Here is a 13,746-nt window from a genome sequence, read left to right as displayed (position 1 = left end):
GATGCCGGAAGGACAAATTAGAAAAGCGATAAGCGGTTTTTATTATGTCAAGGTAAAGGACGGAGATCTTATCCAGTGCAAAGGCCGTGGGGTCTTTAAAATTAGGGGTATATCACCCCTTGTCGGAGACTTTGTCACGATTGTCCGTGAAGGTGATAATGATGCAACCATCACTGAAGTTCATGAACGGGAAAATGAGCTGGTCAGACCGCCGATTGCAAACGTTGACCAGGCGTTGCTCGTATTTTCGATTGTGGAACCGGATTTCAGTTTCCATCTATTAGATCGGTTCCTTGCTGTCATCGAATCAGTCGGCATAAAACCGGTTATCTGTCTGACCAAGAAAGACGTCGCAGGGGAAGGGGATCTACGTCAAGCGGAAACTGCAGCTGCGTACTACCGCGGTATCGGCTACGATGTCATCGTTACTTTTATCGGAGATCCAGACCTATTCCTCTTGCTTGAACCATTCTTGGATGGAAAAACAACGGTTCTTGCCGGTCAGTCCGGCGTCGGAAAATCAACATTGCTCAACACGTTGATTCCTGAGCTTTCTTTGAAGACTGGAGTGATTTCGGAAGCACTTGGCAGAGGCAAACATACAACGCGCCATGTAGAACTTTTGGAAGTTGCTGGCGGGCTCGTCGCTGACACGCCAGGCTTCAGCTCCCTTGATTTTGATCATATCGAGAAAGAGGAATTACGTGATACTTTCGTTGAAATGGAAAACGTGGCGCATGAATGCAAATTCAGGGGATGCTTGCATTTGAAGGAGCCTGGCTGCGCAGTTAAACAGAAAGTGGAGACCGGGGAAATCCTTCAATCCCGCTACTCTAATTATTTGCAATTTCTGCAAGAGATTACTGACCGAAAGCCGAGGTATTGAAAATGATTAAAATTGCACCGTCCATTTTAGCTGCGGACTTTTCGAAGTTGGCAGATGAAGTGAAAGAAGTTGAGAAAGCTGGAGCTGAACTGATTCATATTGATGTAATGGATGGCCATTTCGTTCCGAACATTACGATGGGACCGATTGTTGTGGAAGCGTTGCGGCCAGTTACGGATCTTCCGCTCGATGTCCATCTCATGATTGAGAACCCTGATGCATATATTGAACAGTTCGCGAAAGCGGGAGCGGATTATATTACTGTCCATGTGGAAGCGTGCCGACACTTGCATCGCACCATTCAGCTGATCCGTTCTTTCGGAGTGAAGCCGGGTGTCGTACTGAACCCGCATACGCCGGTAGAGCATATCGTCCATATCCTTGAAGATATCGACATGGTATTATTCATGACGGTCAATCCGGGATTCGGGGGACAGAAGTTCATCCATTCCGTACTTCCGAAAGTGAAGCAATTGTCCGATCTGATCAAGGAAAGAGGATTGTCAATCGATATCGAAATCGATGGCGGCATCAATGAGGAAACGATCATCCCTTGCGTTGAGGCGGGCGCCAATATATTTGTCGCTGGCTCGGCCGTTTATAATGCGGAAGATCGTACGGAAGCACTGCAAAGGATTAAAGCCGCTGGGGAAAGCGTACTGAATTGATGAATAGGATTATCATCTGTGCAGGCGGGCCAACCGGGGAGTTGCCCGACCTGTCCGCTTACGAGGCGGAAGGGACAATTTTCATCGGCGTAGACCGCGGGGCAATTCATTTACTGGATCAAGGGATTATTCCCGAAGAGGCAATCGGAGATTTTGATTCAGTGAGTGAAGAGGAGTATAGCAGAATAAAAGAATCTGTGGAACGAGTCTATCCCTTCCAGACAGAAAAAGACGAAACGGACACGGAACTGGCTGTAGATCGCGCCATTTCCTATCGTCCGGGAGAAGTGATTTTGACCGGTGTCACTGGGGGCAGGTTGGATCATTTCGAATCGGCATTGCATTTATTACTTCGGATGCAGATGGAACATAAAGAAGTTTCATTCCGCATCCGCAACGCTCATAATGAACTTTCATTACTTCGTCCTGGAGTCCATCGGGTGAAAAGGGCTGCCCAGTTCCCTTATATTTCATTTTTCCCCTTCGGCAGTTCTGTAGAAGGCCTGACATTGACCGGCTTCAAGTATGAGACGGTTAACGAAAGGATGGATATGGGCATGACGAAATTCACGAGCAATGAACCAATTTCAGAAGTTTGTACTATCTCATTCCGACAGGGCATATGCTTAATGGTAAGAAGTTCAGATTCCTGAAAGGAGAAGGGAATTGCGAGTTTATACTTTTACGATGCCGAAGTTTCTAAGTAGCTTTGTACGAAAATGCATGGTCGTCTTCCAAAAAGAAGATAAGGTTAAAACCCAAGCTACTGCAAGCCAGCGAAACAAAAAACGGAAAAAAGAAAAAACGTCAGGCTGAACTTATCGGCCTGGCGTTTTATTTCTTTTTGTCTTATAGTAATCGGAACGCGGATAAAGATATTATACTCTTTGCACTTTACCTGATTTGAGCGCTCTCGCAGATACCCAAACACGTTTCGGTTTACCGTTTACAAGAATACGGACTTTTTGAAGATTAGCTCCCCAAGTACGTCTGTTGGCATTCATTGCGTGTGAACGGGCATTCCCCGTACGTGCTTTGCGGCCAGTAACTACACATTCTTTAGCCATTTTTATGACCTCCTCGCTAATATTGATTAAGCGATTCACTATCTAATTCGCATACCATAATACTTTATCACAGGAAATAAGGGCATGCAACCTTTTTTACTGATGCTTTCAAGTGAAAATCCTTTACAACAGTTACTACGCTCTTCTAATATCTAGTCCGCGCGCTGGAAGGCTGCCTTGATTTCTGCAAAAACCGCAGAAATACGGCAAATCGAACCCTTCTTTGTTCGATTTGCTCGGGTTACTTCGGCCTTGAAGCGAAAGGCAAAAACCGCCTTTCGTTTCAATTCCTCCAGTGAAAGCCGTGACGAAGAACGGCTTTTGCGAGTAAAAGCAAAGCGTTACGAGCACATCTTTGAACTAGCTGTCGCAGTTAAACACCATCCTACGCTTTTATATTGTTATCGTGTATAGTACAATGGGGGTAGTTATTATGGATGCAGGAGGGGAAGCTTTCATGTCAATCGAGATGAAAAACGATTACGGTACGATAGATATTACGAATGACGTCATTGCCCAAGTGGTGGGAGAGGCGGCAATCGAATGCTACGGAATTGTCGGCATGGCTTCGCGTCATCAGATCCGGGATGGACTTACAGACATCCTTGGAAAAGAGAACTATGCAAAAGGAGTCATTGTTAGAAATATCGGAGACGAAACACATATCGATATGTATGTCATTATCGGATATGGAACAAAAATCTCTGAGGTCGCATACCAAGTGCAATCCAAAGTGATGTATACATTGAAAAAGACCTTATCGTTAACAGTGGATTCAGTGAATATATTTGTTCAAGGAGTTCGGGTGACGAACTGATAGAAGGAGGAAAACATTTCAATGAATTTTATTGATGGTGTGAAATTTGCCGACATGGTGAGGATGGGTGCGCATCACCTTCATCAGAATGCAGACTATGTCGATTCACTTAACGTGTTTCCTGTTCCTGACGGGGACACAGGGACAAATATGAATTTATCCATGACGTCCGGGGCAAAGGAAACGGAAGCGAATGTTTCTGCGCATCTGGGCAAGACCGCCCAAGCATTGTCTAAAGGCCTATTGATGGGAGCACGCGGGAACTCCGGGGTCATCCTATCCCAATTGTTCCGTGGTTTTGGCAAGGCTGTGGAAGAGGAAGAGAAGCTGGATAGCAAGAAGTTCGCAAATTCACTGGAATATGGAGTGCAGACGGCATATAAAGCAGTCATGAAGCCTGTTGAAGGTACGATTCTTACTGTTGCCAAAGATGCAGCGAACAAAGGTGTTGAAGTGGCGAAGTCGACTACAGACATCATTAAAGTGATGGAGGCAATCGTTGAAGAATCGAAAGCTTCTTTGAAACGGACTCCAGATCTACTTCCGGTTTTGAAGGAAGTTGGTGTCGTCGATAGTGGCGGACAAGGCCTTGTTTATGTATATGAAGGCTTTTTGGCATGTCTGAAAGGGGAAGAGCTTCCTGAGCGGACGAATATGGATCTGATGGAGGATCTAGTCAACGCCGAGCATCATCGTGGAGTACAAGGATTCATGAACACTGAAGATATTGTTTACGGCTATTGTACAGAATTCATGGTGAAATTCGAGGATGAAAAAGTGAAGAAGCATCCTTTCGAGGAAGGCGATTTCCGCCAGGACCTGAGCAAGTTCGGTGATTCATTGCTTGTCATTTCAGATGAGGAGATTGCGAAAGTACATATTCACACTGAAGAGCCGGGAGATGCATTGAATTATGCACAGCAATACGGTTCGCTCATTAATATTAAAATCGAAAACATGCGTCAGCAGCATATTGATATTGTCGGGGAAAGCCATTCGACTAAAAAGGCGGAGACAGCTTCTCATCCATACGCAATTGTAACAGTGGCAATGGGGACAGGAATTGCCGACTTGTTGAAGAGCATCGGAGCTTCTGCTGTCATTGAAGGCGGACAGACGATGAATCCATCAACCGAAGATATCGTCAAGGCTATCAAAGACGTTGGTGCGGAGCGGGTCATCATTTTGCCGAACAATAAAAATATCATCATGGCGGCAAAGCAGGCAGCAGAAGTGATTGGCATCGAAGCAGCTGTCGTCGAAACGAAATCCGTTCCGGAAGGGCTGGCGGCAATTCTCGCATTCAATCCTGAAGCCGAAGTGGCTGATAATGAAAAGAGCATGTCCAAAGCGGCGGCCGGCGTGAAAACTGGCCAAGTCACTTATTCGATCCGGGATACATCCATAGATGGCATCGATATTAAAAAAGATGATTTTATGGGACTTGCAGGCAGTAAAATTGTTATCTCCAATCCTTCTTTAGATGATGTTATGAAGACGTTGCTTGAATCACTCATCAATGAAGATGATGAAATCGTAACAATCATCTATGGAGAGGATGTAACTGAGCAAGAAGCTGCTGAAATTGCTGAATACGTGGAATCCACGTATGATCATACAGAAGTCGAATTGTACAACGGGAAACAACCGCTTTATCCTTATATCCTTTCCGTGGAATAATACGGAAAAAACGACGGCATGCCTTTTGGGGCATGCCGATTTTCTATTTTGTCTTTACTTGAAATCTACGGTAAAATGAAGAGAGTGTTTGCTTCTCAATAAGGGGGTAGTTTAAATGAAATATAGATCTGTCTTTGAAATTATTGGTCCCGTCATGATCGGGCCTTCATCTTCGCACACCGCTGGAGCAGCTCGAATTGGACGAGTAGCCCGGGATTTGTTCGGACGTCAGCCGGAGTGGGCGAAAATTCATCTCTATGGTTCTTTTGCAGAAACTTATAAAGGGCATGGGACTGACGTTGCGATTATCGGGGGGTTGCTGGATTACGACACGTTTGATGAAAGAATAAAAACGGCTTTTGAAGATGCCGCAGCACTCGGCATGACTTTCGAGTTCATTCCCGAAGAGGAAGAAGCCGATCATCCGAATACGGCAAAAATTGTTATTGGCGACAGTCAAGGCGAAATGGAGCTTGTCGGGATTTCAATCGGTGGCGGTACAATGGAAGTCACTGAGTTGAATGGCTTTCCACTTCGCTTATCGGGTCATTTCCCGGCGCTCCTCGTTGTACACGACGATCGTTCGGGCGTCATTGCAAATGTTTCCAACGCTATCGCTTCGCAAGGCATGAACATTGCGCATATGGAAGTTGGCCGGAAGGAAAAAGGGAAAATGGCTCTGATGGTTATCGAAGTCGACCAGATGTTTGATGAAACACTCATAAATGAATTGAAATCGTTGCCGAATGTTACGCAAGTTTCAACATTGGCGAACTGAGGAGGGAAATAGCAATGGAAGTTCTATTCGGTACTGTAAAAGAATTAGTAGCACTCGCGGAAACACAAAATAAGTCGATTTCGGAAATTATGATTGAACAGGAAATGCAAATGACAAGACGTTCACGTGAAGAGATTGTCGCTCAAATGGAAAATAATCTTTCCGTCATGGAAAGCGCTGTCGAGCAAGGGTTGCAAGGCGTAAAATCGACTTCCGGTTTGACAGGCGGCGATGCAGTCCTTATTCAAAACTATATTAAGTCCGGGAAATCGCTTTCAGGGGACCTTATTTTGGATGCTGTCAGTAAAGCGGTTGCGACAAACGAAGTAAACGCAGCAATGGGAATGATCTGTGCAACTCCAACTGCAGGGGCTGCCGGAATTGTACCAGGAACGCTTTTCGCAGTGAAAGACAAATTGAACCCAACGAGAGAGCAGATGGTGAATTACTTATTTACATCAGGCGCTTTCGGCTTTGTCGTGGCAAATAATGCATCCATCTCTGGAGCAGCAGGAGGATGTCAAGCGGAAACTGGATCAGCCGCTTCGATGGCTGCCGCTGCGATCGTTGAAATGGCTGGAGGAACTCCTCAGCAAAGTGCAGAGGCTTTTTCAATCGTCATGAAAAACATGCTCGGACTTGTGTGCGATCCGGTGGCGGGTCTAGTAGAAGTACCATGTGTGAAGCGTAATGCAATGGGAGCTGCAAAAGCCCTTGTCGGAGCGGATATGGCTCTTGCAGGAGTAGTAAGCAGGATTCCGACTGATGAAGTGATTGAAGCGATGCATAGAATCGGACAGTCAATGCCTTCCGCGTTAAGGGAAACCGCAAAAGGGGGCTTAGCTGCCACTCCTACTGGAAAGGCGCTCGAAGCCGAGATTTTCGGAAAGGACAAAACGTCTCGTGACGCCGTCAATTCTTGACTCTGTCACAACGCTAAAAGGCGTCGGCAAGGCATCTGCAGAACAACTTCAAAAACTTGGCATTGAAACGATTGAAGAGTTAATCAATACATTTCCGTACCGCCATGAAGACTTCAGATTGAAAAATTTAGCTGAAACGCCGCATAATGAACGGGTCACCATTGAAGGAAGGGTCGAAAGTGAGCCTTCCGTTCTTTTTTTGGGGAGAAATAAATCACGACTCCAATTACGGTTGCTGGCCGGAAACCATCTCGTTAAAGCGGTTTTCTTCAATCAACATTACTTGAAAGACCGAATTTCAATCGGAATGATCGTTACGGTGACAGGCAAATGGGATCGTGGCAGGCAAGTGATCAATGTGAGCAACTTCAGTCAGGGGCCGAAAACAGATCAAGCTGATTTTGAACCTGTCTATAGTTTGAAAAACGTCATGCACCAAAAGACGTTCCGCAAATATATGAGACAGGCACTAGATTTGTGCAGCGGTGAAATTGCCGAAGTTCTTCCGTATTCATTGCGGGAAGCTTATTTGTTGCCGTCGGTCGGAGAAGCACTTGAAATGGTGCATTTTCCAAAATCGCCGAATGACGTGAAACAGGCACGTAGACGCTTTGTCTATGAGGAACTCTTGAAATTTCAATTGAAAATGATCGGTATGAAAAAAATCCGTAAAGAAACCGAAAAAGGAACTCCGATTCATTATGATCTGGATCGTATCAAGGAGTTCATTGCTTCATTGCCTTTCGAGCTGACGAATGCACAAAAAAAGGTTGTCAATGAGCTATGTGCCGAATTGAAAAGCCCGATGAGGATGAATCGTCTGCTGCAAGGGGATGTAGGTTCCGGAAAGACGGTCGTAGCTGCTATTGCCCTATTTGCGGCGATTACTGGTGGGTTTCAAGGTGCGCTTATGGCACCGACGGAAATTCTTGCGGAACAGCATGCCGATTCCCTTTCATCATGGCTTGAGCCGTTTGGAGTGAATGTCGCCTTTCTCTCCGGATCCACGAAAGGGAAAGCGAGAAGGATCATCATTGAGAAATTGCAAAGCGGAGAAATCGATCTGCTGATCGGGACGCACGCATTGATCCAGCCGGATGTCGGTTTCGCAAAACTGGGACTCGTCATAACGGATGAACAGCATCGTTTCGGTGTGGAACAACGGCGTGTGTTAAGGGAGAAAGGACTTAATCCCGACGTCCTTTTCATGACGGCGACACCGATCCCACGTACACTGGCCATCACTGCCTTCGGGGAAATGGATGTCTCGATCTTAGACGAAATGCCAGCAGGACGGAAAAAAATTGAAACATACTGGTTGAAAGAGGAATCTTTATTGCCAGTGTTACGGAAGATGGAGAAGGAGTTGCAAGCCGGCAGACAAGCATATGTCATTTGTCCGCTCATTGAGGAATCAGATAAGATCGATGTGCAGAATGCCGTAGATGTCCATGGCCAGCTCACCCACCATTTTGCCGGGCGGTACACAGTCGGCCTCATGCATGGGAGACTTCATTCCGATGAGAAAGATGCGATCATGAGGGAATTCAGTGAGGGGAAAATTGATTGCCTCGTTTCGACAACCGTCGTAGAAGTAGGCGTGAATGTCCCTAACGCCACTTTTATGCTTATTTATGATGCCACCCGTTTCGGTCTTGCCCAACTCCACCAATTAAGGGGGAGGGTCGGCAGGGGGGCGGACCAATCGTATTGCGTCCTTCTTGCTGATCCGAAGAACGAGGAAGGGAAAGAACGGATGCAGTCCATGACAGAGACGAATGACGGGTTCCTATTAGCCGAAAAGGACCTTGAGCTTAGAGGGGCAGGAGACTTCTTCGGCAAGAAGCAAAGCGGAATGCCTGAATTCAAGATGGCTGATCTGGTGCATGACTACCGTGCGTTGGAAACTGCGCGTCAAGATGCTGAGAAGATGCTGGCATCGGATGAATTCTGGACTGACCCGGAATATAAATTCCTAAGAGAAGACTTGGAGCAATCAGGCGCGCTTTCACAAGAACGTATGGACTGAAAACATAATTGAACAACAGGTCAAGAAATTGAGTTTTTTTCTTTGCCTGTTGTTTGTTTTTATTTCATCCAATGTTTTGTAGAAATCAATGAGGAACTATGATAATATACTGGTATTAGTACCAAGTGCTAATCCGGAAGGGTGAATCGAGTGAGAGTGCCAAAAAGGGAGAGGCAGCGCCAGCTTGAAATGAGCCTCGAACAAAATCCTTTTCTGACAGACGAAGAGTTATCCAAACAATTTAACGTAAGCGTTCAGACGATACGATTGGATCGATTGGAATGTGGAATTCCAGAGTTGCGTGAACGACTGAAAACCGTTGCTGCGCGAACAATGGATGCAGAAGTGAAGTCTCTCCAATCCGATGAGGTGATTGGTGACATCATAGATATCGAGTTGGACAAGAGGGCTGTTTCCATATTTGATGTAACGGACGATCATGTCTTCCGAAGAAGTGGAATCACTCGTGGCCACCATTTATTCGCACAGGCAAATTCATTGGCAGTTGCTGTTCTCGATGATGATCTTGCTTTGACTGTCACATCGAACCTCCATTTCCTGAAGCCCGTCAAATCAGGTGATCGGGTCATTGCACGTGCCATCGTTGATAAAGAGCGTTCAAATGATAAAAGAACTTTTGTCGATGTCATCTCCACTGTCGAAAACGAGACGGTTTTCACCGGTGAATTCCAGATGTATCAAACTACGGACCACAGCAGGAGGGAAATATGATGATCATTGCATTGGATGGAATGGGCGGAGATCATGCACCAGGTGAAATTATTGAAGGCGCGCTTCTGAGCCTATCGGAATTTGAAGATATACATATACATATTTATGGAAATGAAGAAGAGATGGCACCATATTTGAAAGAACATGGACGCTTGAAAGTGATTCATTGTACAGAAAGAATCGAGGCGGACGATGAGCCGGTCCGTGCAATCAGAAGGAAGAAGGATGCCTCCATGGTAAGGATGGCGCAGGCTGTAAAAGACGGCAAAGCCGATGCGTGCGTATCTGCCGGGAATACAGGAGCGCTAATGGCAGCCGGGTTATTTATCGTAGGACGGATTGAAGGCATCGATCGCCCGGCGCTATCGCCAACCTTACCGACAATCGATGGACAAGGTTTCGTCTTCTTGGATGTCGGCGCAAATTCTGACGCAAAGCCTACTCATTTGCAGCAATATGCGATCATGGGCAGCATTTATGCGGAAAAAGTGCGCGGCATTCAAAAGCCCCGCGTCGGACTTTTGAATATCGGCACTGAAGAAGGCAAAGGGAACGAACTGACGAAAGCGGCATACGAACTTCTCACAGAAGCGCCCATTCATTTTATCGGCAACGTCGAATCGAGGGACATTTTAAGCGGTGCGGCAGATGTCATTGTAACGGATGGATTTACAGGGAATATGGTGTTGAAGACGATTGAAGGGACTGCAGCGGGTTTCTTTTCAATGCTAAAAGAAGTATATGGAGCCTCTTTGAAGTCCAAGCTGTCAGCGGCATTGGTGAAAGATGACCTCCGTGGTTTAAAAAAGAAAATGGATTACACCGAGTATGGCGGAGCGGGTTTATTCGGGTTGAATTCCCCAGTCATCAAGGCACATGGCTCCTCAAATGCCAATGCAATTTTAAATGCGATTAGACAAGCGAGGACAATGGTCGAATTCGATGTGTGCGGAACAATTAGAGAGACAGTTGGAAAGGTGGATGCGGAATGACGAAAATAGCGTTTATTTTCCCGGGACAAGGCTCACAGTCTGTCGGAATGGGAGCAGAACTATTCAATAGTGGCGGGAGTTTCCTAGAACAGGCTGATGAAGTATTGCAGTTCGGCTTAAGCCGTTTGATTACAGAAGGCCCCCAAGAGGAACTGACATTGACATATAATGCGCAGCCCGCATTGTTGACAGTCGGCGCTATGATTGCTTCAAGGCTTGTTGAGGAAGGAATTACACCTGACTATACAGCTGGACATAGTCTTGGTGAGTATACTGCCCTCGTCGCTTCAGGCGTCCTTTCATTTGAGGACGGTGTGTCGGTTGTCCATAAGCGTGGACTATTCATGAACGATGCGGTTCCTGCCGGAGAAGGGGCGATGGCCGCCATTTTAGGACTGGATAGCGAAAAGCTGCAAGAAGTGACGGATGCCATTACAGCTAATGGCGATTCGGTCCAACCGGCCAATTTGAATTGTCCTGGACAAATTGTCATATCGGGAACGAAAGCAGGCGTCGAAAAAGCTTGTATCGAGCTTAAGGAAGCGGGAGCGAAAAGAGCGATTCCCTTGGATGTGAGCGGACCATTCCACTCATCCCTTATGAAACCTGCAGCGGATCGTCTGAAAAAAGCGTTGGATGAAGTTGCAATGAAAGACGCATTGATACCTGTCATCGCTAATGTGAATGCGGAAACGGTTTCAGATCGTGAGGAAATCAAGCAACTCCTTGTGGAACAATTATATTCCCCGGTTAGATGGGAAGACTCCGTTCGAAAATTGATCAACCTTGGTGTTACACATTTCATTGAATGCGGCCCTGGAAAAGTGCTCAGCGGCCTTGTTAAGAAAATAGATAGATCTGTTACAGTGCTTCCTGTCTATGACAAAGAGACAATGCAAGCAGTCATTGATGCAGCGAAAGGGTGGGAATAATGGGTAGATTTGAAAGAAAATCGGCGATCGTTACAGGCGCTTCAAGAGGAATTGGACGCGAGATTGCAATTTTGCTAGGAAAAGAAGGCGCTCGTGTAGCGGTCAACTATAGTGGCAGCAAAGAAAAAGCGGAAGAAGTCGTTGAATTGATCAAACAATCCGGCGGAGATGCTTTTGCCATCCAAGCAAACGTTTCGGATGCCGAACAAGTGAAACAAATGATCGATGAGACATTGAAAACGTTTGGTTCTATTGATATGCTCGTAAATAATGCAGGAATTACGCGTGATAATTTGTTGATGCGCATGAAGGAAGACGAATGGGATGATGTTATCAACATCAATCTAAAAGGCGTGTTCCTCTGTACGAAAGCTGTGACACGTCAAATGATGAAGCAACGTGCAGGAAAGATCGTCAACCTTGCATCGATTGTAGGCGTCATCGGTAATCCGGGACAAGCAAATTATGTCGCTGCAAAAGCCGGTGTGATAGGCTTAACGAAGACGACTGCGAGAGAGCTTGCTACGAGGAATATCACTGTGAACGCAGTTGCACCAGGTTTCATTACAACAGATATGACTGAAGCTCTTCCAGAGGAAGTTAAAGCACAAATGTTGGGCTCCATTCCTTTGGGTAAGCTAGGATCAGCTGAAGATGTCGCAGGCGCAGTAGCGTTCCTACTATCCGACGATGCAAACTATATTACCGGACAAACCATCAATGTTGATGGCGGTATGGTGATGTAATCACCTGTATAGGTCTAACTAATGAATTTTGCCTGGAAATTCCGTTGCTTGTAGTGGAAGGCGGCGAAGTGCAAAGATGTGCTCTCAACGCTTCGCTTTTGTTCGCAAAAGCCGTTCTTCGTTACGGCTTTTCCTGGGGGAGCCCCTGCCTTAATTTCTGCAAAAAGCGCAGAAATACGGCAAATCGAACTCTTCGTGGTTCGATTGGAAAGCGTCCGCCTGTAACGTAGAGCGACTTCTTGTTGAATTTTCATTGAGAGGAGGTGACTATAGTGTCAGTACTTGAACGTGTAACGAAAGTGGTTGTCGACCGACTTGGTGTCGATGAAAGCGAAGTAAAACCTGAAGCTTCTTTCAAAGACGATCTCGGCGCAGACTCTTTGGATGTCGTTGAGCTAGTTATGGAATTAGAAGATGAATTCGATATGGAAATTTCCGATGATGATGCAGAAAAAATCGGAACTGTAGGCGATGCAGTGAAATATATCGAAGAAAAAGTGAACTAATTTTATCTAAGCGCAATTCAATATCTCGACGCAATTACGCCGAGGCATAATTGATTAGATATCCGAAAAAATGTGTGCATCACTATATGATGCACTTCCAATGAGATGCTTTCAACCTTTCTTGCGACTTGAAAAGGATGAAAGTATCTCTTTTCGGTTTTGCATGTACGACGTGAACAATGTAAAATTAAATGGACTACGAAGTGAAAGGCAGAATCTTGATGACTAACAAACGGAATGTAAAAAGTAAATATCCAACAGCTCCACTTCAAAGCGAGGTACGAAAGAAATTTGAAGACTTGCAAGGGCGCCTAGACATCCATTTTAAAGACGAAACGCTTCTTTATAATGCATTCACCCATTCGTCCTACGTCAACGAACACCGTCGGAAAAATTTCACGGATAATGAAAGGCTTGAATTCCTTGGAGATGCCGTTCTGGAGCTCGGTGTTTCTCGATTCCTATACGCGACTGAACCGAATATGAGCGAAGGCGAGTTGACGAAACTGCGGGCAGCCATTGTATGTGAGCCATCACTCGTCAAGTTTTCGAATGAACTGCACTTCGGTGATTTCATCTTGCTTGGCAAAGGCGAGGAGCAGACCGGCGGGAGATTGCGTCCGGCATTACTTGCAGACGTATTTGAAGCGTATATCGGCGCGTTGTTTTTGGATCAGGGAATGGAACCTGTCACCAAATTTCTTGAAAAGGTTGTATTCCCGAAAATCGGGGACGGTGCTTTTTCGCATGTGATGGATTATAAAAGCCGCTTGCAGGAAATCGTACAACAGACGAACAGTGGCAGCTTGAATTATGAAATTGTCGAAGAGAAGGGTCCTGCGCATGCGAAAAAGTTTGTCACCGTCGTAAGATTGGAAAATCGTGAACTTGGTACCGGAATCGGAAGATCGAAAAAAGAAGCCGAGCAGGAAGCGGCCCGTCAAGCCATCCAAGTATTAAAAGGAAATGAGGCCGAAGGGGAGAACTGAT

The 13,746-nt window shown here is 45.9% G+C and carries 16 protein-coding genes; 15 read left to right on the top strand and 1 reads right to left on the bottom strand.

Going from position 1 to position 13,746, the window contains the following annotated elements:
• The first annotated feature begins 1 nt into the window (after position 1).
• The 4 genes from rsgA to spoVM are packed head-to-tail and all read left to right on the top strand — an operon-like array spanning position 2 to position 2,370.
• A complete protein-coding gene (gene rsgA, locus M3152_RS09300; protein WP_251694853.1) occupies positions 2-886 on the top strand; it encodes a ribosome small subunit-dependent GTPase A in 885 nt (294 codons plus the stop codon).
• 2 nt (positions 887-888) lie between these two features.
• On the top strand, positions 889-1,554 hold the full coding sequence (gene rpe, locus M3152_RS09295; RefSeq protein WP_251694852.1) for a ribulose-phosphate 3-epimerase: 666 nt from the start codon (positions 889-891) through the stop codon (positions 1,552-1,554).
• Complete coding sequence (locus M3152_RS09290; RefSeq protein WP_251695300.1) at positions 1,554-2,207, top strand: thiamine diphosphokinase; 654 nt, start codon at positions 1,554-1,556, stop codon at positions 2,205-2,207. Before rpe ends, M3152_RS09290 begins: the two co-directional genes overlap by 1 nt.
• A gap of 13 nt (positions 2,208-2,220) precedes the next feature.
• On the top strand, positions 2,221-2,370 hold the full coding sequence (gene spoVM, locus M3152_RS18110) for a stage V sporulation protein SpoVM (RefSeq protein ID WP_262172890.1): 150 nt from the start codon (positions 2,221-2,223) through the stop codon (positions 2,368-2,370).
• Between the two features lie 62 nt (positions 2,371-2,432).
• On the opposite strand, the gene rpmB is transcribed toward spoVM, so the two are convergent.
• Positions 2,433-2,621: a 50S ribosomal protein L28 gene (gene rpmB, locus M3152_RS09285; RefSeq protein ID WP_251623931.1), complete on the bottom strand. Its 189-nt coding sequence runs from the start codon at positions 2,619-2,621 to the stop codon at positions 2,433-2,435.
• 457 nt (positions 2,622-3,078) lie between these two features.
• Between rpmB and M3152_RS09280 the strand changes: the two genes are divergently transcribed.
• The 11 genes from M3152_RS09280 (at position 3,079) to rnc (ending at position 13,745) form a co-directional block, all read left to right on the top strand.
• Positions 3,079-3,438, top strand: coding sequence for an Asp23/Gls24 family envelope stress response protein (locus M3152_RS09280; RefSeq protein WP_251627161.1), 360 nt, complete (start codon positions 3,079-3,081; stop codon positions 3,436-3,438).
• 21 nt (positions 3,439-3,459) lie between these two features.
• A complete protein-coding gene (locus M3152_RS09275) occupies positions 3,460-5,118 on the top strand; it encodes a DAK2 domain-containing protein (RefSeq protein WP_251694851.1) in 1,659 nt (552 codons plus the stop codon).
• 115 nt (positions 5,119-5,233) lie between these two features.
• Positions 5,234-5,896, top strand: coding sequence for an L-serine ammonia-lyase, iron-sulfur-dependent subunit beta (gene sdaAB / locus M3152_RS09270; protein ID WP_251694850.1), 663 nt, complete (start codon positions 5,234-5,236; stop codon positions 5,894-5,896).
• A gap of 14 nt (positions 5,897-5,910) precedes the next feature.
• Positions 5,911-6,819, top strand: coding sequence for an L-serine ammonia-lyase, iron-sulfur-dependent, subunit alpha (gene sdaAA, locus M3152_RS09265; protein ID WP_251694849.1), 909 nt, complete (start codon positions 5,911-5,913; stop codon positions 6,817-6,819).
• Positions 6,800-8,848, top strand: a complete 2,049-nt coding sequence (gene recG, locus M3152_RS09260; RefSeq protein WP_251694848.1) for an ATP-dependent DNA helicase RecG — start codon at positions 6,800-6,802, stop codon at positions 8,846-8,848. The genes sdaAA and recG overlap by 20 nt, the downstream gene beginning before the upstream one ends.
• Positions 8,849-8,998: 150 nt before the next feature.
• Positions 8,999-9,580 carry a transcription factor FapR gene (gene fapR, locus M3152_RS09255; RefSeq protein ID WP_251694847.1) on the top strand — a complete coding sequence of 194 codons (582 nt, stop codon included), beginning with the start codon at positions 8,999-9,001 and terminating at the stop codon, positions 9,578-9,580.
• On the top strand, positions 9,580-10,572 hold the full coding sequence (gene plsX, locus M3152_RS09250) for a phosphate acyltransferase PlsX (protein WP_251694846.1): 993 nt from the start codon (positions 9,580-9,582) through the stop codon (positions 10,570-10,572). Before fapR ends, plsX begins: the two co-directional genes overlap by 1 nt.
• Complete coding sequence (gene fabD, locus M3152_RS09245) at positions 10,569-11,504, top strand: ACP S-malonyltransferase (protein ID WP_251694845.1); 936 nt, start codon at positions 10,569-10,571, stop codon at positions 11,502-11,504. The genes plsX and fabD overlap by 4 nt, the downstream gene beginning before the upstream one ends.
• The gene (gene fabG, locus M3152_RS09240; RefSeq protein ID WP_251694844.1) at positions 11,504-12,250 is read left to right on the top strand and encodes a 3-oxoacyl-[acyl-carrier-protein] reductase; all 747 of its coding nucleotides are present in this window, start codon (positions 11,504-11,506) and stop codon (positions 12,248-12,250) included. The genes fabD and fabG overlap by 1 nt, the downstream gene beginning before the upstream one ends.
• 269 nt (positions 12,251-12,519) lie before the next feature.
• The gene (locus M3152_RS09235) at positions 12,520-12,756 is read left to right on the top strand and encodes an acyl carrier protein (protein WP_251695299.1); all 237 of its coding nucleotides are present in this window, start codon (positions 12,520-12,522) and stop codon (positions 12,754-12,756) included.
• 221 nt (positions 12,757-12,977) lie between these two features.
• A complete protein-coding gene (gene rnc / locus M3152_RS09230) occupies positions 12,978-13,745 on the top strand; it encodes a ribonuclease III (protein ID WP_251694843.1) in 768 nt (255 codons plus the stop codon).
• The last annotated feature ends 1 nt before the right edge of the window (position 13,746 follow it).

Source organism: Sporosarcina luteola (assembly GCF_023715245.1).
Taxonomy (GTDB): domain Bacteria; phylum Bacillota; class Bacilli; order Bacillales_A; family Planococcaceae; genus Sporosarcina; species Sporosarcina luteola_C.
Note: the sequence above shows the minus strand (reverse complement) of the source record. Positions and strands in the feature narration are given on the sequence as shown.